A 21,927-nucleotide genomic window follows, 5' to 3' on the forward strand; every position below is an offset into this window, starting at 1 on the left:
CCGGAGCGGCCAGGGGGTGCGACGTGACGGGCACGATGTCGTGCGAGCGTGCCGCGTAGGGTCCGACCGCGCCATCCGGGCCGACGTGCAGACTCAAGCGCGTGCGCCACCCCGTACCGTTCGGGGTCTCGTCGGCTCCCGCGGACTCGACGACCACGTCGACGGGGCGGTGCGCGAAACGCTCGAACGCCTCGCGGAGCACCCGAGCCTTGAGCTCGCGCTGCGCATCGAGACGGATGTGTCCGAAGTCCGCGCCGCCCGGGCGCTCGTGCGGAGCCCTGTCGATGTCTGCCTCGGGCCAGATGTGCGGGCGACGCGTCTCGGCCGCCTCAAGCACCTCGACGGCCTCGGCACGCCAGAACGCCGGGCGCGAAGCATCCGTGATCCGTGCGCGCACCCGCTCGCCCGGTATCGCGTCGGGGACGAAGATCACGCGGCCTTCATGGCGGGCAACGAAGATGCCGCCGTGCGCAACACCGGTGATCTCGAGGTCGATCGTTTCGGCGGTATCCACGCCTCGAGCATTTCACAGTCGCCCGATTTCACCGTCGCCCCATTTCCCCGTCGCCATCGCGAGACCTCTCGCCGAACGGACGCGCCTCGCCGTCGCTCGCTACCGTGGAGACATGCGCGTCTGCCTCGCCTCCACCTCTCCCGCCCGTCTGATGCTGCTGCGCCAGGCCGGCATCGAACCCCTGACCCTGGCGCCAGACGTTGACGAGGACGAGGTCATCCGCGCGGTCGAGACTTCCGAAGCCCGCACCCTCGCCCCCGACGAGCACGTCCTGCTCTTGGCACGACGCAAGGCGGCGGACGTTGCGGCGCGTCTTGTCCTAGAGGACCCCGCCTTCGACGGACTCGTGATCGGCGGCGACTCGATGTTCGAACTCGACGGAGAAATCCTCGGCAAACCCCACACCCCCGACAACGCCGCGGCACGCTGGAACGCCATGCGCGGCAAGACGGGAGTGCTGCACTCGGGGCACAGCGTCTTCCGCATCGGCCCCGGACTCGAGCCGCGCGAGGCGCACGCGGTCGCCTACGCGTCCGTCACCTTCGCGGACGACATCGACGACGTCGAGATCGCCGCATACGTCGCGACCGGCGAACCCCTGTATGTCGCGGGGGCTTTCACGATCGACAGCCTCGGCGCCCCGTTCATCGTGCGGATCGAGGGAGACCCGTCGACCGTCGTCGGGATGTCTCTGCCCACCCTTCGTCGTCTGGCCCGCGAGCTGGGCGTGGAATGGACGAGTCTGTGGCGGGCGTTGTAGACGTTCCCCCACGTTCTGCGCGGCTTCTTGTCGGGACCTGTCAAAACACGGGGCCGGAGCGTCGGTAGGCTGGCGACCATGCCCGAATTTGGCAAAGTCCTCGTCGCCAATCGTGGCGAAATCGCAGTCCGCATCATCCGCGCCACCCGCGACAGCGGGCTCGGGTCCGTCGCCGTGTATGCCGATCAGGATCGTGACGCGCTTCACTCGCGACTCGCGGACGAGTCCTATGCCCTTGAGGGGGCGACGAGCGCCGAGACGTACCTCTCCATAGAGAAGATCCTCTCGGTTGCGCGCCGCTCGGGCGCCGATGCCGTCCACCCGGGCTACGGCTTCCTCGCCGAGAACTCCGCCTTCGCGCGCGCTGTCATCGACGCGGGACTGGTCTGGATCGGCCCGCCGCCCGAGTCAATCGACGCGCTCGGCGACAAGGTCACTGCGCGCCACGTCGCGGAGCGGGTCGGCGCACCCCTCGCACCCGGAACCCCCGGCCCCGTCTCGAACGCCGATGAGGTCATCGCGTTCGCCCGGGAGGTCGGCCTGCCCGTCGCGATTAAGGCCGCGTACGGCGGCGGCGGGCGTGGCCTGAAGGTCGCCCGCGAGTTCGACGAGATCGCCGAACTGTTCGACTCGGCCACGCGCGAGGCCGTCACGGCCTTCGGTCGCGGCGAGTGCTTCGTCGAGAAGTACCTCGACAAGCCGCGCCACGTCGAGACGCAGTGCCTCGCGGATGCGGCGGGCAACGTCGTCGTCGTCTCAACCCGCGACTGCTCCCTCCAGCGCCGTCACCAGAAGCTCGTCGAAGAGGCACCGGCGCCCTTCCTCACCCCGGAGGAGACCCGCACGCTGTACGAATCGTCGAAGGCGATCCTGCGCGAGGTCGGCTACGTGGGTGCGGGCACCTGCGAGTTCTTGATCGGCGCGGACGGCACGATCTCGTTCCTCGAGGTCAACACGCGACTGCAGGTTGAACACACTGTGTCGGAAGAGGTCACGGGCGTCGACCTCGTGCGCGAGCAGTTCCGCATCGCAGCCGGGGGCCTCCTCGAGGGCGGTGACCCCGAGGTCACCGGACACTCGATCGAATTCCGCATCAACGGCGAGGACCCGGGTCGCGGCTTCCTCCCCCAGCCGGGTCCGATCCACGTCTTCAAGACGTTCGGTGGCCCCGGCATCCGTCTCGACTCCGGTGTGACAGCCGGCGACACCGTGAGCGGCGCGTTCGACTCGCTGCTGGCGAAGATCATCGTCACCGGCCGCGACCGGGCCGAGGCGCTCAGCCGCGCCCGCCGCGCGCTCGACGAGTTCGAGGTCGCGGGACTTCCGACCGTGCTGCCCTTCCACCGCAAGGTCGTTCGCGACCCGGCCTTCACGGCCGAGGACGGCACCTTCGGCGTCTTCACCCGCTGGATCGAGACCGAGTTCGCGAACGACATCCCGCCGTGGGACGGCGAGCTCAGCGATCCCGCTCCCGCCGAGGCGCGGCACACGGTCGTCGTCGAGGTCGCGGGCAAGCGCCTCGAAGTCAGCCTCCCCGATCGGATCGTCTCGTCGACGACGACAGCCGGCCGCCCCGCGGTCGTGCCGCCGTCACGCCGGGATCACGCGAAGACCGTGCTGTCCGGAGCATCCGGTAACGCCGTCAAGGCACCCATGCAGGCGACGATCGTGAAGCTCGCCGTCGAGGACGGCCAGCAGGTCGTCAAGGGTGACCTGGTCGTCGTGCTGGAGGCCATGAAGATGGAACAGCCGATCCAAGCGCACAAGGACGGCGTGGTCGGCGGGATCGACGCCAACCCCGGAACCACCGTCTCGGCCGGCCACCAGCTGCTGACCATCAGCTGAGGCGGGCGCCCACCGTCGCGGCCGGGACCCGCTCAGCCCCGGTGCCGCGGGCGTCAGGCCTCGTCGAGATCCGGTCCGCGGTCGACGATGTGCATCGAACGCGCCAGGTCGGTGATGCTGCTCGTGAGCGAGGGGTAGACCGCGAATGCGCGTGAAAGCTGGTCGACGCTGAGCCGCCGGTCGACCGCCACCGCGATCGGATAGATGAGTTCGGATGCCTTGGGTCCGACGATCACGCCACCGAGCACGGTTCCCGAACCGCGCCGGGCCATGAGCTTCACGAAGCCATCCGTGATGCCCATCATCTTCGCGCGCGGGTTCGCGGCGAGCGGCAGCTTATGCACGACGCCCTCGATCTTGCCGTCGAGGATGTCCTGCTCGGACCATCCGACCGTCGCGATCTCGGGGGCCGTGAAGATGTTGGCGGCGATCCGGCGGCGCTCGATCGGGATCACGATGTCGCCCATGGCGTGGAACACGGCCGTCCGACCCTGCATGGAAGCCACCGATGCAAGCGGGACGAACGTCGTGCAGTCGCCCGCGGCGTAGATGTTCGGGACGGAGGTGCGTGAGACGCGGTTGACGCGAATGTTGCCGGACGATGTCATCTGCACGCCCGCCTCTTCGAGGCCGAGCCCCGCCGTGTTCGGGATGGACCCGACGGCCATCAGACAGTGGCTGCCCTCGATGCGGCGCCCGTCGGCGAGGGTCACGACCACGCCGTCGCCGTCGCGGACGACAGAATCGGCGCGTGCCTTCGAGAGCAGGGTCATGCCGCCACGGCGGAAGACCTTCTCGAGCACGGCCGCGGCATCCGCGTCCTCACCCGGCAGAACTTGGTCGCGGCTCGAGACGAGCGTGACCTTGGCACCGAGGTTCATGTACGCCGAGGCGAACTCGGCGCCGGTGACGCCCGACCCGACCACGATCAGGTGCTCGGGGAGCGTGGGCATGTCGTAGAGCTGCGTCCAGGTCAGGATGCGCTCGCCATCGGGCTTCGCGCTCGGCAGTTCACGGGGCGATGCGCCGACCGAGATGACGAGCGTGTCGGCTTCGACGCGGTCGAAGTCGGTGCCGTGCGGACCGGTCGAAACGACCACGGCGCCGGGGCCCTCGAGCCGACCGTGACCCGAAATGATGCGGACGCCCGCGTCGAGGAGCGTCTGACGCATGTCCTCCGACTGCTGGCGGGCAAGCGAGAGCAGACGCTTGTTCACGGCGGCGAGATTGATCGCCACCTCCGGTCGGCTGGGCTTGCCGTCCGAATTGCGGGCGAAGAATTGGACGCCGAGATCGGATGCTTCGGAGATCGCCTTCGCCGCCTCCGCGGTGGCGATGAGGGTCTTCGACGGCACGACATCCGTGATGACCGCGGACCCCCCGACACCGGCTCGTTCGACGAGAGTGACTTCGGCGCCGAGTTGGACGCCGGACAGCGCCGCCTCATAGCCACCGGGCCCGCCACCGATGATTGCGATTCTCTGTGTGCGTTCGAACTCACCCGACATGGTCCCCATTGTGTCATCCGCGGCAACGCGGGCTGACGACACGGCCCTGGAGCCAGCACGGCGCGCTTCAGCCCTTCCGCTCGCATCCATCGCGTCGCGTGTGGCCGACGGGGCCCGCGCTTCCTAGAGTGGGGGGATGTCAACGCATACCCCCCACCCCCTCGATGACCCCGCTGCGGACCCGTTCGCGATCGCAGCCGAGGCGGCCGCCGATATCGCGCGGCTGACCGGCGTCGAGAAGCACGACATGGCCCTGACGCTCGGATCGGGCTGGGGCCGCGCCGCGGAACTCATCGGAGACACCGTCGCATCCTTCCCGGCGACCGAAGTCACGGGATTCAGCAAGCCCGCCCTCGAGGGCCACGTCGGAACCCTGCGGAGCGTCCGGACACCCGGCGGCAAGCACGTGCTGGTCATCGGGGCGCGCACCCACTACTACGAGGGCCACGGGGTCCGACGCGTCGTCCACAGCGTGCGGACCGCCGCCGCGGCGGGGGCGCAGATCATGGTGCTCACGAACGGTGCGGGCGGGATCCGCGAAACCTGGGCGCCCGGCCAGCCGGTCCTGATCAGCGACCACATCAATCTCACCGCCGACTCCCCTCTCGAGGGTGCGACGTTCATCGACCTGACCGACCTCTATTCGACGCGGCTGCGCGACATCGCCCGAACCGTCGACCCGAGCCTCGACGAGGGCGTGTACTGCCAGTTCCGGGGACCCCACTACGAAACCCCCGCCGAGGTGCAGATGGCGAAGGCGATCGGCGGGCACATCGTCGGAATGTCGACTGCCCTCGAAGCGATCGCGGCGCGTCAGGCGGGCATGGAGGTGCTCGGCTTCTCGCTCATCACCAACCTGGCCGCCGGCATCCAGAAGACCCCGCTCAGCCATGAAGAGGTCATCGAGGCCGGTCGCGAGGCCGAGCCTGTGATTTCATCGCTGCTCGCCCGCGTGATCGGCGAGCTATGACCGAGACGATCCCTTGGGGCGCGGATGCTGCCGCGTCCGCCGATTCCGCGCTCGAGGCCGCGCGCGCGTGGCTCGCCGAAGACCCGGACCCCGAGACACGGGATGAGCTGGCCGGGCTGATCGAACGCGCCGAGGGCGGCGATGCCGAGGCATCCGCCTCGTTGCACGACCGATTCGACACCCGTCTGGCGTTCGGGACCGCGGGTCTGCGTGGCGAGCTCGGGGCCGGCAGCAACCGGATGAATCGGGTGCTGGTCGCGCAGAGCGCCGCCGGTCTCGCGGCCTTCGTGCGTGACCGGGTGCCGGCTTCCACCCCGGAGACGCCCGCCTCGATCGTGATCGGGTACGACGGACGCAAGAATTCCGCGGTGTTCGCTCGAGATTCGGCCGAGATTTTCGCGGGCGCGGGGCTGCGCGCCATCCTGCTCCCCCGCATGCTGCCGACGCCCGTGCTGGCGTTCGCAGTGCGGCATCTCGGGGCGGACGCCGGCGTGATGGTCACCGCCAGCCACAACCCGCCGCGCGACAACGGGTACAAGGTCTATCTCGGCGGCGAGGACGACGGGGCGCAGATCGTGTCCCCCGCGGACGCCGAGATCGCGGCGCGCATCGACGACATCGCGGCGGACGTCCCGGTCTCGCGCATCCCGCGATCGCTCGGATTCGAGGTGCCAGGCGAGGACATCCTCGACGCCTACGTCGCCCAGACCGCGGCCACCGCGCCCGCTCCCGAAGGCGCTCGCGACCTGCGCTGGGTGTACACCGCGATGCACGGCGTCGGGCACGAGACGCTCGATCGCCTGCTGTCAACGGCCGGGTATCCCGCACCCATCACCGTCGATGCGCAGATTGCGCCCGACCCCGATTTTCCGACCGTCGCGTTCCCGAACCCGGAAGAGCCGGGCGCCATGGATCTCGCGATCGAGGCGGCCGTTGAGGCGGGCGCCGAACTGATCCTGGCGAACGATCCGGATGCCGACCGGCTCGCCGTGGCGATCCCGGACGGCGCGGGCGGATGGCGGCGCCTGAGCGGCAACGACGTTGGACTGCTGCTCGGCTGGCGAGCAGCCCGGCAGGCGCGCGCCGCGGGGGCGCCCGAGGGCTCGTCCCTGGCGTGCTCGCTCGTGTCGTCGCCGGGGCTCGCGGCGATCGCGGGGCACTACGGCCTCGACTTTCACGAGACGCTGACCGGGTTCAAATGGATTTCGCGTGCGCCCGGAATGGTCTTCGGCTTCGAAGAGGCGCTCGGATACCTCGTCGACCCGCACGTCGTTCGCGATAAGGACGGGCTCTCCGCCGCGGTCGCGCTGCTCGAGCTTGCGGTTCAGGCGCGCGCGTCCGGCTCGACGCTGGGCGGCATGCTCGCGGACATGGCGACGCAGTTCGGGCATTTCGCCAGTGCGCAGGTGTCGATGCGGGTCGATGACCTCGCGGTGATCGGGCACATCATGGCGCGGCTGCGGGCGGAGCATCCGACCGACATCGGAGGCATCCATGTCTCCCGTGTCGACGACCTGCTCGAGGGTTCGGGGGCGCTGCCTCCCGGCGACGTGGTGCGATTGTGGCTCGACGACGGGTCGCGGCTGATCGTGCGCCCGAGCGGCACCGAGCCGAAGCTGAAGGTGTACATCGACGTACGGGGCGATTCGGCAGAGGACGCCGCCTCTCGCACGGCCGTTTTGGAGGACGCGTCGCGCGCCCTGATCGCCCGGCTCCAGGGCTGAGATCGCCCATCTGACGCGCTGACGCGCTGAGGCGCGCGACTGGGGCAGGTTTGGTGCTCTGGGGCAGGTTCCTGCATGCCCCGCAGCACCAAACCTGCCCCAGTTTGCGAGCGCCCTCCCCAACGCCGGGCGAGGCTACCCCTCCCCCCGGCGGCTCCGGATTGCGTGGCAGCGTGCTGGTGCGCGATCAGGATGGGCCGATGATCGATCCGTACGATGTCGAACTCACCCGTACCTCTGACCTGACTCGAGCCGGGCTGACATCACGCCAGGTGCAAAAACTCATCGATGACGGCACGTTCGTGCGCGTCAGGCGCGGCATCTTCGCGCAGGGGAAGGGGTGGTCGGAGCTGCGGGCCGAAGGTCGGATGGTGGTGGTAGCTCGCGCCTGGCAGATGAGCGCCGGCATCGAGCCGGTTTTCTCGCACATCACCGCCGCCGCGTTGCACGGACTGCCACTGTTCCGGACCGGTCCTCATCGTGTGCACACCGTGATCCCCGAGCCCCGCAAAGGTTCGGCTCCCGGAGTCATCCGGCATCGCGGGGCGACAGATGTCGGACTGACGACTGTTCGCGGACTGGTCGTGACGGATGTCGCGCGCACGATCGCTGATACGGCGCGCGCATTCAGCGCGGAGACGTCCGTCATCGTCGCGGATGCCGCGTTGAGAGCTGTATCGACCGATCATGAGTATCCCGGGGTGGAGTTGCTTCGGGCGCGGGCGCGGGAAGTCGCCGCATCCCTCCCGCGTGGCTCGGCCCGGAGCCAGCGTGTGATCGAGTTCGCCGACCCTCGAGCGCAACTGCCCGGAGAGAGCGTGAGCCGGCTTTACCTCGTGCGCCTCGGCTTCGCGGTTCCGCGTCTGCAGGTCATGGTCGTGGGGCCGAACGGACGACGGTTTTTCGTCGACTTCGGCCTGGCCGACGTGAACGCGTTCGGCGAATTCGACGGAGACGCCAAGTACACCGATGCCGCGTACCTCGGCGGTCGCACGACTCAGCAGGCGCTCCTCGATGAGAAGTGGCGCGAGGACTGGATCCGGGGCACCACGCAATGGCGATTCGGTCGCTGGGGTTCGGCACACCTCGGGTCCCATCTCGTGCTGGGCACCCGGCTCGCCCAGTTCGGCATCGTGCCGAGGAGCCACCGTTGACCGGAATCCTGCGATGTGGGGCAGGTTTCGTGCTGTGGGGCATGGAGAAACCTGCCCCACAGCACCCAACCTGCCCCGCTTCCGGCCGGTGCCGCGTGAGGGGGCGCGAAAGACAGTACGGAGAGGACGACGCCGTGGCCCGCTACCCCGGGTCGAGAATGGCCTCGAGGCGGTCGAGTAGCGCCTCGGCCTCGGGCCCGTCGACCGCGACGACGATCGTCTCACCGCGATCGACGTCGAGCGTCATGAGCCCCAGGATGCTCGCGCCATCGACCGGCGGGCGGCCCTCCGCGCGCACCTCGACGGCCCCCGGGTGAGCACTCGCAAGGCGGACGAACTCGGCCGCCGGACGGGCGTGCAGTCCGGCCGTCGCCGCGACGGTGATGGCGCGCTCCACGCTGCCAACCCCCATGTCACCTCCCGCGACCCCGCAATCGATGAGCCCCGTGGGGCATGTGCGCCCACTGTACGTGACGGGCCATCACCCGCCCTGCGTCAGCCGTCGATGACCGCGACGAGTTCGTCGAGGAAAGCCGGAAAGTCGGTACCGCGGCGAAGGATCCGCTGCACGCTCTCTCGCTCCGAGAACACTTCGACGAGCTGCTCGAACACGGTCTGGAACGCGGCCCGATCACCCTCGCTGAAAGCCACCAATGCCACGACCTGGACGCGCGAATCGCCCCACGGCACGGACTGCTCGGACACCGCGATCGAGATCGCCGTGCGCGTCGCCGTCATCGTGAGCGCGTGCGGCACGGCGAGGGCGTCCGTGAAAGCGGTGGAAGACAGGCGTTCGCGCTCGATCGTGCGCTCGATGTAGTCGCCGTCGATCACCCCGGCCTCGAGCAGAGGCGCCCCGAGTCGCCGGATGATCGCCTCGTCCGATTCCGCGGGGTCGAGGCCCCGCACGAAGGCGGCGGCATCAAAATACTGCTCGAGTTCGCCCCGCAACCGGGCTAGGCGGCGTCCTCGCCGCACGCGCGCGGCGGCCGTGCCGACCCGTTCGACATCCCCTTCGGTCAAGAAGGGCTGCACGCGCACGATGCGATCGGATGCCTCGGGTGGCGCAATCGTCGTCAGCACCAGATCGGTCGAAATCGCCGCCCAATCCGGGTCGGCACGTGTCTCGACGGTCACGACCTCGATCGAGCGGCCGAGTGACCGGTCGACGCTCGATCGCAACAGCTCGTGCAGTTCGTAGTAGCCGGGGCAGACGATCGTGGCGGTGACGATCGCATCCGCTCGTCTGCTGCGCTCGAGCCGCCCCCCGACGTGCATCGCAATGTAGGCGAGCTCGTCGTCGTGCAGTTCGAGACCGAGGCGCTCCTGCAGTTGGAGCGCCAGGAACACCGCGACCTCGAAGATCATCGGATAGCTCGACTTGATCGAGCGCGTCAGCGGGTTGCGCGACCACGCACCGACGCGGGAGCGGTGCCGCAGGTTCTGCACGTGCAGGGCGAGGCGCAGCACGAAGTCCTCGTGGCCGAGGTCGACGCCGAACTCCTCGACGGCACGGCCCACGGCATTGCGCACGGCCGCTTCGACATCGGGTTCGAGGAGCTCGCGCTGGTCCCCGCCCTCGTCCGCGGGCGCGACCACACGCGTCTGCAACAGTGTGGCGAGGTGCCGCCGGTCGGCGAGGCCGAGATCGACGCCGAAGCGATCCTCCGCGAGCCTTCCGACGATCGCCGCGACACCCGAGTCAGCACCCGAGTCGGCAGCGTCGGCGATCACCCGGCGACGGCGCGTGCGGTCCACCGCGATCGCCACGTGGAGCAGCACATCGGTGATCGCGTACTCGTTGATGTAGAAGCCGTGGGCCGCGAGCTCGGCCACGAGATCGTCTTTGAAGCTGGCCAGCGCGTCCGGATCAACGTACTCGGCGGCCAGGGAGCGGCGCAGGAGAGGTGTTTCCAGAGCTCCGGCATCCATCTCGTCGTGGACGAGCCGACTGAGCAGACGCCGTTGGGCTTCTTCCGGCCCGCGCAACCGGAGGACGGAGCCCGAACGCTCGAGAGACAGGCCCGCACCGGCGAGCAGCGCCCGCACTCGAGCCAGGTCCCCCTCGAGCGTCGCCTCGCTGACGAAGAGGCTCGCTGCCGTCGCATACACCTCGATCCCGTCGTCGGCATCGAGAAGGGCACGCACGAGGGCATGCAGGCGGTCCCGCGGTGTCGAGGCATCCGGAGCCACATCGCGAAGGGATGCGACCGTCGCCGGATCGATGCGGTACCCGAACGGCCCGGACTCGATGGGGTCGATGTCGGCGAGACGTGCATTGATCGAGGTGACGTAACTCCGGATGCTTCGTGGCGTGACGCCGAGCGCGTCCGCAAGCGTCGCGGCGGTAACCCACTCGCCATCACGCGCCAGCAGGGCGATGACCCGGTCTTGTCGCGCCCTCGTCACGCGTCGCCACCTTTCCCGGATGACGCGCGGCGAGATCGCGCGTCCCGCTCAGTCAATCACGTCGGTCGTGTCCAGGGCTGGTCACCCGAAAGCGCTTTCCGCGGGGGCGGAAGGCGGAGTGCATTGTCGGCTCACAGCGATCTCACAACAATGGAACAGAAGGAGGTACGGATCGATGAGGATCCTCGTGATCTGTGGCGCGGGTGCGTCCAGCACCTTCGTGGCGATGCGACTGCGCCATGCTGCGCAGAACGCCGGGCTCTCCGTGCAGGCTCTCGCCGGCACCGTCGAATCGCTCGCCGTCGACCTCGACTCCACCGACATTCTTCTCGTCGCGCCGCACCTCGCCCGCGAACTCCCCGATCTCGAGCATCTCGCCGCGCAGCGGAGCGTTCAGGTCATCCTGCTGCCGGAAGACGTCTTCGCCGATATGGACGGCACGCGCACACTTCGAGCCGTTCTTCCAGCGCTGACCACCGATTTGCCCCTGACCCCCACCGACCACTGACTCCCCCATTGAAAGGACACCCCATGGCTGAGATCACTCGCACCGTGCGTATCGGATCTTCACACGGACTGCACGCCCGCCCGGCGAAGATGTTCGCACAGGCGGCGAAGGAGGCCGGTTTCCCGGTGACCGTCGCGAAGGACTCGGGCAAGCCCATCAACGCCGCCAGCATCCTCGGTGTCATCTCGCTGGGTGTCGAGCACGGCGACTACGTCACACTCGCGGTCGACACCGACGACCAGGATGCCGGTGAGGCGACGCTGGACCGCCTCGCCGAGCTGCTCACCACCGACCACGACGCGGCGTGAGCATGGCAGAGCTGCGGGGAGTCGGCATCGGACTGGGCGTCGCCCAGGGCCCGGTCGCCCGCATGGCCGAGCCCCTGCCGTCGCCCACCGACACAGCGAGCGAGCGGACTCCGGAAGAAGAGACCGCCCGCGCCCGCGCCGCGGTCGCGGAAGTCGCCCGCGAGCTCGAATCCCGCGCCGTCACGGCGGGCGGCATGGCTCAGGAGGTGCTCGAGGCCCAGGCCATGATGGCCGAGGACCCGACCCTCGAAGAAGAGCTCGACACGCGGATTCTGGCCGGCAAGACGGCCGAGTTCGCGGTGTTCGATGCCTTCCAGTCGTTCCGCGCGCAGCTCGAAGCGGTCGGCGGATATCTCGGCGAACGAGCCGCGGATCTCGACGACGTGGCGCAGCGTGTCATCGCGAACCTCCGCGGCGTGCCGGCCCCGGGTGTGCCCGACCCCGGGCATCCGTTCGTCCTCGTGGCAAAAGATCTGGCGCCGGCCGACACCGCGCTGCTGGACCTCGACATGGTGCTGGCGCTGGTCACGACCGAGGGCGGGCCGACGTCGCACACGGCGATCCTCGCCCGCGAGAAGTCCATCGTCGCCGTGGTCGGCGTCGCGGCCGCGAAAGAACTCGCCGACGGCGACACGGTGATCGTGGATGCCGCGGCGCACGTCGTCGTCACCGACCCGACCGCCGAGGAGCTCGCCCGGGCGCAGAACCGGGCGGACGCGCGACGTGACGCGGCGTCAGCCCCCATCACCCCGGGAGCCCTCGCCGACGGGACCCCGGTGCCGCTGCTCGCGAATCTCGGGTCGCCGAAGGGCGCAGCCGAGGCCATCGAACTCGGCGCCGAGGGCGTCGGGCTGTTCCGCACCGAGTTCCTGTTCCTGAGCGCCAGTCAGGCGCCGACGATCGCCCAGCAGCGGGACTCATACACCCAGCTGCTCGAAGCGTTCCCGGGCAAGAAGGTCGTCGTGCGGGTGCTGGATGCCGGAGCCGACAAGCCCCTGCCGTTCCTCAACGACGCGCACGAAGAGAACCCGGCGCTCGGGCTCCGGGGCCTGCGGGCGCTGCGCGCCAGCGAGGACATCCTGCGCGAGCAGCTGACCGCGCTAGCAGAAGCGGATGCCCGGACGTCGGCCGACCTCTGGGTCATGGCGCCGATGGTGGCGACGGTCGAAGAGACGGAGTACTTCGTCACGATCGCCCGCGAGTACGGCCTCAAGACGGCCGGTGTGATGATCGAGGTGCCCTCCAGCGCGCTGCTGGCGGACCGTGTTCTCGCGCACGCCGACTTCGCGTCGATCGGCACGAACGACCTGACGCAGTACACGCTGGCCGCGGATCGTCTGCTGGGGTCGGTCGCCTCGTTCCAGGACCCGTGGCATCCCGCGGTGCTCCGGCTGATCCGCGAGGTCGGCGACGCCGGCCGCGCAACGGGCAAGCCGGTCGGCATCTGCGGCGAGGCGGCGGCCGACCCGCTCCTGGCCGTGGTGCTCGTGGGTCTCGGCGCCACGACCCTCTCGATGGCGCCCACGGCGCTCGCGGATGTTCGCGCCATCCTGCTCACCCACTCCCTCGGAGATGCACGCCGCATCGCCGAGGCAGCCCTCGCCGCGAATGACGCGGCATCCGCCCGATCCGCGGCCTTGGCAGCAGCCACCGCCGCATCCACCCCGGCATCCTCGCCGACCGACACACGAGAGAAAGAGACACAGTCATGACGACGACGTCACCCCCCGCGAAGAGCGGGGTCAACAAGGCGCGAGTCGGAGTCCAGCGCTTCGGCACGTTCCTCTCGGGCATGATCATGCCCAATATCGCGGCGTTCATCGCCTGGGGCTTCATCACGATGCTCTTCATCGCGGTGGGTTGGCTCGGCGGATGGACCCCGGTCGCACCGCTCCTCGGCGGCTTCGGCAACGCGGACCTGATCAACTGGCCGGGCGCCATGACGGCGCTGGCGGTCGATGACGACGGCAACACGTTCCCGCAGTTCGTCGGCCTCGTCGGCCCGATGATCACGTACCTGCTGCCCCTCCTCATCGCCAACACCGCGGGCCGCATGGTCTACGGCGAGCGCGGTGGCGTCGTCGCCACGATCGCCGTCATGGGTGTCATCGTGGGCACGAACATCCCGATGTTCCTCGGCGCGATGATCATGGGACCGTTCGCGGCCTATGTCACCAAGTGGATGGACAAGATCTGGGACGGCAAGATCAAGCCCGGGTTCGAGATGCTCGTGAACAACTTCTCGGCAGGCATCCTCGGCATGCTGCTGGCGATCCTCGGCTTCTTCATCTTCGGACCGGCGATCCTGTGGTTCAGCGACATCCTGGGTGCCGCGGTCGCGTGGCTCGTGAGCCTGAGCTTGCTGCCCTTCGTCTCGATCATCGTCGAGCCGGCGAAGGTGCTGTTCCTCAACAACGCGATCAACCACGGTGTCTTCACCCCGCTCGGCATCGAGCAGGCGACCGAGACCGGCAAGTCGATCCTGTTCCTCATCGAGGCCAACCCCGGCCCGGGCCTCGGCCTGCTGCTGGCGTTCTCGTTCTTCGGTGTCGGCGCGGCGAAGGCCTCGGCACCGGGTGCGGCGGTCATCCAGTTCCTCGGCGGTATCCACGAGATCTACTTCCCGTACGCACTGTCGAAGCCGATGACGATCCTCGCCCTCATCGCGGGTGGCGCGACCGGTGTCACGACGAACATGATCCTCGGTGGCGGCCTCGCCTTCCCGGCGGCGCCCGGAAGCATCATCGCGGTGACCGCCGCGGCTTCCAGTCCGGCTGCTGGTGGAATCACGAACCTGCTGGTCGTGTACTTGTCGGTGCTTCTCGCCGCGACGGTGACGTTCCTGATCACCGCGGTCATCCTGCGGGCTTCGCGCAAGCGGGACCTGCTCGCCGAAGCCGACACGTTCGGCGCCGCGATCGCTCAGACCGAAGCCAACAAGGGCAAGTCCTCGGCCGCGATGGACGCACTTCGCGTCTCGTCGGGTTCGGACCGTGCCGCCGACCGTGACGCGGATGCAGCGCTCGACAAGCTCGAGACGGAGCGCGAAACCGGCGGCCGCGCCGACGGCGGGCTGCTCACCACGAAGCAGGTCAAGACGATCGTCTTCGCGTGCGACGCGGGTATGGGTTCGTCTGCCATGGGCGCGAGCGTCCTGCGCAACAAGATCAAGAAGGCGGGCATCGACGATGTCACGGTCACCAACAAGGCGATCGCGAACCTCGACGGATCGGCCGACCTGATCATCACGCAGAACCAGCTCACCGACCGGGCTCGCCAGAAGACGCCCGAGGCGATTCACGTCTCGGTCGACAACTTCATGAACTCGCCGAAGTACGACGAGGTCGTGGAACTCGTGCGCGACCAGCACCAGGATGGTGCGTAGGGTCTGATCGGTTGCGGGGTCGGTCGGCGCTCTGCCACCGGCCCCGCAGCACCAGCTCCGTACGACCGTGTCCCACTTTTCCTCGCTATCGGCCACCCGAAGCGAGGAAAAGTGGGACACGCTAGAGGTTGTTCAACAGAAAGGCATCACCATGGCACGCGACGTCCTCACCCTCGGTCAGGTCCGCATCCACTCCGGCTCCGCGACGCGGGAGGAGGCCATGAAAGAGGCCGCCGACATCCTTGAAGCCGCGGGCGCCGTCACCTCGCAGTACTTCGATGCGATGCAGCAGCGCGAGATGACGGTCTCGACCTACATGGGCAACGAGCTGGCCATCCCCCACGGCACGAACGAGACGAAGGATGCGATCCTCGGGTCTGCGCTTTCGGTCGTTCGCTACGACGGCGGCGTGGATTGGGGCGGCGAACCTGTCACGTTCGTCATCGGTATCGCCGGCAAGGGTGATGAGCACCTCGAGATCCTGTCGCAGATCGCGCTGGTCTTCTCCGATGAGGACGAAGTCGCCGTTCTGAAGAACGTCTCGACCCCCGAAGAACTCTTCGCGATCCTCAGCGCGGTGAACGAGTCGTGAAGGCCGTCCACTTCGGCGCCGGAAACATCGGGCGCGGCTTCGTCGGGCTGCTTCTGCACGAAGCGGGCTACGAGCTCGTGTTCTCGGATGTCTCGGCGGCGCTCGTCGACGCGATCAACGCCGAGAAGAGCTATACGGTGCACGAGGTCGGCGCTGGCGGCGTCGACAAGGTCGTGACCGGGTTCCGGGCGATCAACAGCGCGGAGAACCCGCAAGAGGTGATCGACGAGATCGCGGGAGCGAATATCGTCACCACGGCGGTCGGCCCGACGGTCCTGAAATTCCTGGCCCCACTCATCCTGTCCGGCGTGGCGCTGCGCGATCCGTCCTCTCCCCCGCTGCAGATCATGGCGTGCGAGAACGCGATCAACGCCACCGACGTGCTGCGCGACCACATCCGCGAGCAAGCGGGCGAAGCCTGGGACGCCATCGCGAGCCGCGCCGTGTTCGCGAACACCGCCGTCGACCGCATCGTGCCGGCCCCCCAAGACAACCCGGGTGTGGACGTGACGGTCGAGCCCTTCTACGAGTGGGCGATCGAGCGTCCCCCGTTCGGCGACGACCCGCCGCAGATCCCCGGTGCGCATTTCGTGCACGACCTCGCCCCCTACATCGAGCGCAAGCTCTTCACCGTCAACACGGGTCACGCGACGACGGCCTATTACGGCGCGCGGGCGGGCGTGGAGCGGATCTCGGACGCTCTTGCGGTGCCCGAGATCGCGGAACGCGTCAGCGCGACGCTGGAAGAGACATCCGCGCTGCTCGTCGCGAAGCACGAACTCGACCCGCGCGGGCTCGCCGAATACCGCGAGCGGATCCTCGAACGGTTCCGCAATCCCGCTCTGCCCGACACGGTGTGGCGGGTGGGTCGCCAGCCTCTTCGCAAGCTCTCACGCCACGAGCGCTTCGTCGGCCCTGCCGCCGAAGCGGCTGAGCGTGGGCTACCCACGTCGGCTCTCGTCGCGGCTATGGGCGCCGCTCTCGCGTTCGAGGATGCGGAGGACCCCCAGTCGGCGGACGTACAGCGGATGCTGCGGGAGCTGGATGCGGCCGAGTTCACCGCGACCGTCACGGGCCTGGAGCGGGAGCATCCGCTCTTCGCACGGGTCGAGGCGGTTGTCGCGGCTCGACAGGCAGAGCTCCCCTGAGCGGAGCGAGCTTGTCGCATCGCTTTGCAAGGCTGCGCGTGTTCGCTTAGCCTTACCTAAGTGAACACTCAGACGCGGACCCTGCCGAAGCGCTCCCCCGACGTCGCCTTCGTGCCCATGCTGGCCGAGGTCGCACGCATCGAGGTCGTGAGCCCGACGTTCCGTCGTTTCACACTCACCGGCCCCGAACTGCACACGGTCGCCGACAACCGGTTCGACCAGCGATTCAAGATCCTCTTCCCCGTGCCGGGCTCGGACATCACCGAGCTGCCCCTCGACGTGTTGGTCGACAGCAACGACTGGTACGGAGCCTGGCGCGAGCTCGATAACGCGGTCCGTCCCCCCATGCGCACCTACACCGTGCGGACGGTCCGGCCCGAGGCATCCGAGTTCGATGTCGACATCGCGCTGCACGGCCGACTGGGCCCCGCCTCGGCCTGGGCACTCGACGCGAGCGTCGGAGACCGAATCATCGTGTGCGTGCCACACACGGGTTACACCGGTGGTTTCCACGGGGGTGTCGACTGGCGGCCGCCTGCCGAGGTCGGCCGCGTGCTCATCGCCGGCGACGAGACCGCACTGCCGGCCGTCTCCGGCATCTTGGAGCGTCTGCCCGCCGGCGCGCGCGGCATCGCGGTCGTCGAAGTGCCGGATGCCACGGATGCCCGAGCCCTCAGTCAACCGCCCCGGGGCGTGGAGCTGCGGGTCGTGGTTCGCGGCGATGCGGCCGTGGGCACCGCGCTGATTCCGGCTGTGCACGCCGCCGCGGCCGAGCTGCTGGACGCGCAGGACGCCTCGGCCGCCGTCCTCGAGGACGTCGACATCGATGCCGGGCTCCTCTGGGAGGTTCCGACCGACGCACAGGGCGACCCCCTGTTGGCGAAGGCACCCTTCTATGCGTGGCTCGCCGGTGAGGCTCAGCCGATCAAAGAATTGCGGCGGCACCTCGTCTCCGAGCGGGGCGTCGACCGCAAGGCCGTTGCCTTCATGGGTTACTGGCGGCGCGGCCGCGCCGAGATGTGACGCGAACGAGACCCGTCCGATTCGAAGCCTGCACTTCGTTAGGTTAGCCTTGCCTTAGCGAGAATCCTCGCGCCCTCCTCCCGAAAGGACCTCCCATGAGAGTGCCCCGCAGCATGGGTCTGCTCGCCGCAGCCGCCCTCACCTCGCTCGCCCTCACGTCGTGCTCCACGCCGGCCGGCGATGACAGCACCACGACCGAGGGATCGGCAGACGGCTTCCCCGTCACCGTCGAGCACGCCTACGGCGAAACCGTCATCACCGAGAAGCCGGAGCGCGTCGCCACCGTCGCCTGGTCGAACCACGAGGTGCCCCTCGCGCTCGGTGTCGTGCCCGTCGGCATGAGCAAGGCCACGTGGGGCGACGACGACGACAACGGCGTCCTCCCCTGGGTCGAGGACCAGCTCGAAGAGCTCGGCGCCGAAACCCCGGTGCTCTTCGACGAGACCGACGGCATCGACTTCGAAGCCGTCGCCGACACCGATCCCGATGTGATCCTCGCCGCATACTCGGGCCTGACGCAGGAGGACTACGACACCCTGTCGCAGATCGCGCCCGTCGTGGCCTACCCCGAGGTCGCCTGGGGCACCTCCTACGAGGACATGATCCGCCTGAACTCCGAGGCCATCGGTCTCGCCGAGGAGGGCGAGCAGCTGATCTCGGACCTGGAGGGCCAGGTCGCCGACGCGCTCGCGGCGTACCCCGAACTGGACGGCAAGAAGGTCCTGTTCTCGTACATCGACCCGACGGACTTCAGCCAGATCGGCTTCTACACGAGCCACGACACGCGCCCCGGCTTCCTCGAGGCGAACGGTCTTCCCGCACCCGCCATCGTCTCCGAGATGTCCGCGGACACCGAGGAGTTCTATCTGCAGGTCAGCGCGGAAGAGGCCGACCGCTTCTCGGACGTCGACATCTGGGTGACCTACGGCGACGCCGACGGTGCGCTCGTCGAGGCGATCAAGGCCGACCCCCTGCTGTCGCAGATCCCGGCGATCGCGAACGGACAGATCGCGGTGCTCGAAGACTCCACCCCCCTCGCGGCATCGGCGAACCCCTCGCCCCTGTCGATCGGCTGGGGCGTCGATGAGTACTTCGCGGTACTCGCCAGCGCGCTCTCGCAGAACGGCTAGCACCCACCCGTGACCACCGTCAGGCCGGGCTTACGACCGACCGGAGTCGCCGCGCTGCGGCGCCCGGTCGGCGTTCGCCTGGCCTGGCTGTTCGCGGGGCTCGTACTTCTCGTCATCCTGGGCGCGGCATCGCTCGCATTCGGTGCTCGGGATGTCTCACTCACCGAGATCTTCGCCGCCCTCGGCGGCGGCGCGGAGGATGTGGGCGAGGCAGCCGTCACCCTCCGGATGCCCCGCACCGTGCTCGCGATGCTCGTGGGCGCAGCCCTCGCCCTGTCGGGTTGCGCCATGCAGGCGATCACCCGCAATCCTCTCGCCGACCCCGGCATCCTCGGGGTGTCGTCCGGAGCGGCCCTGGCCGTTGTGATCGGCATCGCGTTCTTCGGCCTCAGCAATCCGTACTCCTATATCGGAGTCGCGACCCTCGGAGCGGCCGGGGCATCCGCCTTCGTGTATGCCGTCGGATCGATGGGACGAGGCGGCGCGACACCGCTCAAGCTCGCGCTCGCCGGGGCCGCATCCGCCGCCGCCTTCTCCTCGCTCGTGAGCGCCATCCTGCTCCCCCGCGTCGACATCCTCGAGACCTTCCGCTTCTGGCAGATCGGCGGCGTGGGCGGTGCGAGCTGGGATCGGATCCTCGTGGTCGCCCCCTTCCTCGGACTCGGTGCCCTGATCTGCCTGATCAGCGCGCGGGGCATGAATTCGCTCGCCCTCGGCGACGACATGGCCGCGGGCCTGGGCGTCCGAGTCGGACAGACGCGTCTCCTCGCGGCGGTCGGCGCCGTCATCCTCGCGGGGGCAGCGACCGCGATCGCCGGCCCCATCGGGTTCGTGGGCCTCGTTGTCCCGCACCTGTGTCGCCTGCTGGTGGGTACCGACCACCGCTGGCTGCTGCCCTTCTCCGCCATCGCGGGCGCCGCGCTCCTGACCCTCGCCGACGTCATCGGGCGCATCATCACCCGCCCGGAAGAGATCGACGTCGGCATTGTCACGGCGTTCATCGGGGCACCCGTCTTCATCTGGATCGTCCGGCGACAGCGGGTGCGGGAACTATGACCCTCGACTCCGTCATCGCCGGGCGCCGCAGCCGGTTCCGCCGCCGCGCGGGGATCATCGCGATCCTCGGCATCGCCGTTTTCGTCGCGTACGCCGTCACGCTCATGGTCGGGCAGACGTTCTATTCGCCGGGCGAAGTGGTCCAGGTGATCCTCGGGCAACAGGTACCCGGCGCATCCTTCACCGTCGGCACCCTGCGCCTGCCGCGCGCCACCCTCGGACTCCTCGCGGGCGCCGCATTCGGCCTGGCCGGCGTGACGTTCCAGACCCTGTTGCGCAACCCGCTCGCCTCGCCCGATGTGATCGGTATCAGCGCCGGTGCCAGCGCCGCCGCCGTCTTCGCGGGGGTGACGCTCGGTCTGGGCGACCGTGAGGTCTCGATCTTCGCGCTGGTCGCGGCCCTCATCACGGCCGGCACCATCTACCTCCTGTCGTACAAGGCGGGCTTCTCCGGCATCCGGCTCATCCTGATCGGTATCGGCGTCGGCGCGATGCTCGACAGCCTGATCACGTATCTCCTCTCCCGCGCCGCGGCATGGGACCTGCAGGTCGCGATGCAGTGGCTCACCGGAAGCCTGAATGGCGCGTCGTGGGAGCGGGTGCTGCCGCTCCTCGTAGTCGTCGCCCTGTTCGGGCCGCTCCTGATGGGTTCGTCGCGGTCGTTCGCCGCACTGCACCTCGGGGATGACTCTGCCGCGCCTCTGGGAGTGCGCACGAACCGCACACGCTTGCTCATGATCCTGGCCGCCGTCATCCTCCTCGCCTTCGCGACCGCCGCCAGCGGACCCATCGCGTTCGTCGCGTTCATGGCCGGTCCGATCGCCGCGCGGATCGTCGGACCGGGTGGCTCGCTCATGCTCCCGGCCGCCCTCGTCGGGGCGCTGCTGGTACTCGTCGCGGACCTCATCGGCCAGTTCGCCTTCGGCACCCGCTACCCCGTCGGCGTCATCACGGGCGTGCTCGGCGCCCCGTACCTGATCTATCTCCTCATCCGGAACAATCGCGCGGGAGGCTCACTATGACGCACGCGGATCGGCTCTCAGCAGAGTCACTGACCCTCGCCTACGGTGACCGCGAGGTCGTGCACGACCTCGATCTGTCGATACCGTCGGGGCAGATCACCGCGATCGTCGGGGCGAACGGATGCGGCAAGTCGACCGTCCTGCGTGCCCTCGCCCGGCTGCTCAAGCCGCGCAGCGGCGCGGTGCTGCTCGACGGGGAAGAGATCCATCGGCTCCCCTCTCGTGAGGTCGCCCGGCGCCTGGGGCTCCTGCCGCAGAGCCCCACGGCACCGGAGGGAATCGTCGTATCCGATCTGATCGGCCGAGGGAGGCATCCGCACCAACGCTTTCTCGCCCGGTGGAGCGCAGCGGATTACGAGGCCGTCGCCGACGCACTCGACGCGACCGGAATCGCCGACCTCGCGGACCGGGCCGTGGACGAACTCTCCGGCGGCCAGCGCCAGCGGGTCTGGATCGCGATGGCACTTGCGCAGCAGACCGACATCCTGCTGCTCGACGAACCGACGACGTTCCTCGATGTGACACATCAGATCGAGGTGCTGGACCTGCTCACCGATCTCAACCGGTCACGCGGCACGACGATCGCCATGGTGCTGCACGACCTGAACCTCGCGGCCCGTTACGCCGACCGCCTCGTGGCGGTGTGTGAGGGTCGGATCTACGCATCCGGGGTCCCCGCCGAGGTCATCACCGAGGCGAACGTAGGGGCGGTCTTCGGCCTGGATTGCCAGGTGATCGCCGACCCCGTCTCGGGCGCCCCGCTGGTCCTCCCCCGCGGCCGCCACCACAGCTGACGCGCCCGCGCCCCCACCACAGCTGACGCGCCCGCGCCCCCGGGTGTCCCACCTTTTCACCCCATGAAGTCCCATGG

Annotated in this window: 20 protein-coding genes; 16 read left to right on the forward strand and 4 right to left on the reverse strand. The window is 68.9% G+C overall.

The features are described 5' to 3' along the window. Positions 1–514 (reverse strand): TRAM domain-containing protein (locus MIC448_RS08720; RefSeq protein WP_036298374.1); only part of this gene is annotated, 514 nt, incomplete at its 3' end. Between the two features lie 112 nt (positions 515–626). On the opposite strand from MIC448_RS08720, the gene MIC448_RS08725 reads away from it, so the two are divergent. Continuing rightward, positions 627–1,274, forward strand: a complete 648-nt coding sequence (locus MIC448_RS08725; RefSeq protein ID WP_036298376.1) for a nucleoside triphosphate pyrophosphatase — start codon at positions 627–629, stop codon at positions 1,272–1,274. A gap of 78 nt (positions 1,275–1,352) precedes the next feature. Further along, a complete protein-coding gene (locus MIC448_RS08730) occupies positions 1,353–3,119 on the forward strand; it encodes a biotin carboxylase N-terminal domain-containing protein (protein WP_036298377.1) in 1,767 nt (588 codons plus the stop codon). A 53-nt stretch (positions 3,120–3,172) separates the two neighbouring features. Here the strand turns inward: MIC448_RS08730 and MIC448_RS08735 are convergent, their stop codons facing one another. Then, positions 3,173–4,627: an NAD(P)H-quinone dehydrogenase gene (locus MIC448_RS08735; RefSeq protein ID WP_100814236.1), complete on the reverse strand. Its 1,455-nt coding sequence runs from the start codon at positions 4,625–4,627 to the stop codon at positions 3,173–3,175. A 136-nt stretch (positions 4,628–4,763) separates the two neighbouring features. Here MIC448_RS08735 and MIC448_RS08740 point away from each other — a divergent pair, with 136 nt between their 5' ends. From MIC448_RS08740 to MIC448_RS08750, 3 genes are all read left to right on the forward strand, one after another. Then, positions 4,764–5,597, forward strand: coding sequence for a purine-nucleoside phosphorylase (locus MIC448_RS08740; protein ID WP_036298381.1), 834 nt, complete (start codon positions 4,764–4,766; stop codon positions 5,595–5,597). Then, positions 5,594–7,321, forward strand: coding sequence for a phospho-sugar mutase (locus MIC448_RS08745; RefSeq protein WP_051513459.1), 1,728 nt, complete (start codon positions 5,594–5,596; stop codon positions 7,319–7,321). The genes MIC448_RS08740 and MIC448_RS08745 overlap by 4 nt, the downstream gene beginning before the upstream one ends. 200 nt (positions 7,322–7,521) lie before the next feature. Beyond that, the gene (locus tag MIC448_RS08750) at positions 7,522–8,475 is read left to right on the forward strand and encodes a type IV toxin-antitoxin system AbiEi family antitoxin domain-containing protein (RefSeq protein WP_051513462.1); all 954 of its coding nucleotides are present in this window, start codon (positions 7,522–7,524) and stop codon (positions 8,473–8,475) included. A 142-nt stretch (positions 8,476–8,617) separates the two neighbouring features. Here the strand turns inward: MIC448_RS08750 and MIC448_RS08755 are convergent, their stop codons facing one another. Together MIC448_RS08755 and MIC448_RS08760 are read right to left on the reverse strand one after the other, a co-directional pair. Further along, the gene (locus MIC448_RS08755; protein WP_243419936.1) at positions 8,618–8,872 is read right to left on the reverse strand and encodes an HPr family phosphocarrier protein; all 255 of its coding nucleotides are present in this window, start codon (positions 8,870–8,872) and stop codon (positions 8,618–8,620) included. Between the two features lie 98 nt (positions 8,873–8,970). Further along, positions 8,971–10,884: a transcription antiterminator gene (locus tag MIC448_RS08760; RefSeq protein ID WP_198517755.1), complete on the reverse strand. Its 1,914-nt coding sequence runs from the start codon at positions 10,882–10,884 to the stop codon at positions 8,971–8,973. A gap of 175 nt (positions 10,885–11,059) precedes the next feature. Between MIC448_RS08760 and MIC448_RS08765 the strand changes: the two genes are divergently transcribed. From MIC448_RS08765 to MIC448_RS08815, 11 genes are all read left to right on the forward strand, one after another. Further along, positions 11,060–11,392: a PTS sugar transporter subunit IIB gene (locus tag MIC448_RS08765; protein ID WP_036298386.1), complete on the forward strand. Its 333-nt coding sequence runs from the start codon at positions 11,060–11,062 to the stop codon at positions 11,390–11,392. Positions 11,393–11,415: 23 nt separating this feature from the next. After that, complete coding sequence (locus MIC448_RS08770) at positions 11,416–11,700, forward strand: HPr family phosphocarrier protein (RefSeq protein ID WP_036298388.1); 285 nt, start codon at positions 11,416–11,418, stop codon at positions 11,698–11,700. A 2-nt stretch (positions 11,701–11,702) separates the two neighbouring features. Further along, on the forward strand, positions 11,703–13,412 hold the full coding sequence (gene ptsP / locus MIC448_RS08775; protein WP_036298390.1) for a phosphoenolpyruvate--protein phosphotransferase: 1,710 nt from the start codon (positions 11,703–11,705) through the stop codon (positions 13,410–13,412). Continuing rightward, on the forward strand, positions 13,409–15,085 hold the full coding sequence (locus MIC448_RS08780) for a PTS mannitol transporter subunit IICB (protein WP_036298392.1): 1,677 nt from the start codon (positions 13,409–13,411) through the stop codon (positions 15,083–15,085). The genes ptsP and MIC448_RS08780 overlap by 4 nt, the downstream gene beginning before the upstream one ends. Positions 15,086–15,236: 151 nt before the next feature. Further along, positions 15,237–15,677 carry a PTS sugar transporter subunit IIA gene (locus MIC448_RS08785; protein WP_036298394.1) on the forward strand — a complete coding sequence of 147 codons (441 nt, stop codon included), beginning with the start codon at positions 15,237–15,239 and terminating at the stop codon, positions 15,675–15,677. After that, positions 15,674–16,825, forward strand: coding sequence for a mannitol-1-phosphate 5-dehydrogenase (locus MIC448_RS08790; RefSeq protein ID WP_036298396.1), 1,152 nt, complete (start codon positions 15,674–15,676; stop codon positions 16,823–16,825). Before MIC448_RS08785 ends, MIC448_RS08790 begins: the two co-directional genes overlap by 4 nt. 60 nt (positions 16,826–16,885) lie before the next feature. After that, complete coding sequence (locus tag MIC448_RS08795; RefSeq protein WP_232711647.1) at positions 16,886–17,848, forward strand: siderophore-interacting protein; 963 nt, start codon at positions 16,886–16,888, stop codon at positions 17,846–17,848. A gap of 95 nt (positions 17,849–17,943) precedes the next feature. Beyond that, positions 17,944–18,978 carry an iron-siderophore ABC transporter substrate-binding protein gene (locus MIC448_RS08800; RefSeq protein WP_036298398.1) on the forward strand — a complete coding sequence of 345 codons (1,035 nt, stop codon included), beginning with the start codon at positions 17,944–17,946 and terminating at the stop codon, positions 18,976–18,978. Positions 18,979–18,987: 9 nt separating this feature from the next. Then, complete coding sequence (locus MIC448_RS08805) at positions 18,988–20,034, forward strand: iron ABC transporter permease (protein WP_036298401.1); 1,047 nt, start codon at positions 18,988–18,990, stop codon at positions 20,032–20,034. Next, positions 20,031–21,056 (forward strand): iron chelate uptake ABC transporter family permease subunit, encoded by a 1,026-nt coding sequence (locus tag MIC448_RS08810; RefSeq protein WP_036298403.1) that lies wholly within the window; start codon positions 20,031–20,033, stop codon positions 21,054–21,056. The genes MIC448_RS08805 and MIC448_RS08810 overlap by 4 nt, the downstream gene beginning before the upstream one ends. Further along, a complete protein-coding gene (locus MIC448_RS08815; protein WP_036298405.1) occupies positions 21,053–21,850 on the forward strand; it encodes an ABC transporter ATP-binding protein in 798 nt (265 codons plus the stop codon). The genes MIC448_RS08810 and MIC448_RS08815 overlap by 4 nt, the downstream gene beginning before the upstream one ends. Positions 21,851–21,927: the final 77 nt, after the last annotated feature.

This window comes from Microbacterium sp. C448, from assembly GCF_000582705.2.
Taxonomy (GTDB): domain Bacteria; phylum Actinomycetota; class Actinomycetes; order Actinomycetales; family Microbacteriaceae; genus Microbacterium; species Microbacterium lacus_A.

Bases quoted from the DNA above. Each gene is read 5' to 3' on its own strand.
- MIC448_RS08785 (WP_036298394.1), top strand. From the start codon at position 15,237: ATGGCACGCGACGTCCTCACCCTCGGTCAGGTCCGCATCCACTCCGGC.
- MIC448_RS08770 (WP_036298388.1), top strand. From the start codon at position 11,416: ATGGCTGAGATCACTCGCACCGTGCGTATCGGATCTTCACACGGACTG.
- MIC448_RS08765 (WP_036298386.1), top strand. From the start codon at position 11,060: ATGAGGATCCTCGTGATCTGTGGCGCGGGTGCGTCCAGCACCTTCGTG.
- MIC448_RS08735 (WP_100814236.1), bottom strand. From the start codon at position 4,627: ATGTCGGGTGAGTTCGAACGCACACAGAGAATCGCAATCATCGGTGGC.
- MIC448_RS08815 (WP_036298405.1), top strand. From the start codon at position 21,053: ATGACGCACGCGGATCGGCTCTCAGCAGAGTCACTGACCCTCGCCTAC.
- MIC448_RS08745 (WP_051513459.1), top strand. From the start codon at position 5,594: ATGACCGAGACGATCCCTTGGGGCGCGGATGCTGCCGCGTCCGCCGAT.
- MIC448_RS08750 (WP_051513462.1), top strand. From the start codon at position 7,522: ATGATCGATCCGTACGATGTCGAACTCACCCGTACCTCTGACCTGACT.
- MIC448_RS08780 (WP_036298392.1), top strand. From the start codon at position 13,409: ATGACGACGACGTCACCCCCCGCGAAGAGCGGGGTCAACAAGGCGCGA.
- MIC448_RS08800 (WP_036298398.1), top strand. From the start codon at position 17,944: ATGAGAGTGCCCCGCAGCATGGGTCTGCTCGCCGCAGCCGCCCTCACC.
- MIC448_RS08740 (WP_036298381.1), top strand. From the start codon at position 4,764: ATGTCAACGCATACCCCCCACCCCCTCGATGACCCCGCTGCGGACCCG.
- MIC448_RS08810 (WP_036298403.1), top strand. From the start codon at position 20,031: ATGACCCTCGACTCCGTCATCGCCGGGCGCCGCAGCCGGTTCCGCCGC.
- ptsP (WP_036298390.1), top strand. From the start codon at position 11,703: ATGGCAGAGCTGCGGGGAGTCGGCATCGGACTGGGCGTCGCCCAGGGC.
- MIC448_RS08725 (WP_036298376.1), top strand. From the start codon at position 627: ATGCGCGTCTGCCTCGCCTCCACCTCTCCCGCCCGTCTGATGCTGCTG.
- MIC448_RS08730 (WP_036298377.1), top strand. From the start codon at position 1,353: ATGCCCGAATTTGGCAAAGTCCTCGTCGCCAATCGTGGCGAAATCGCA.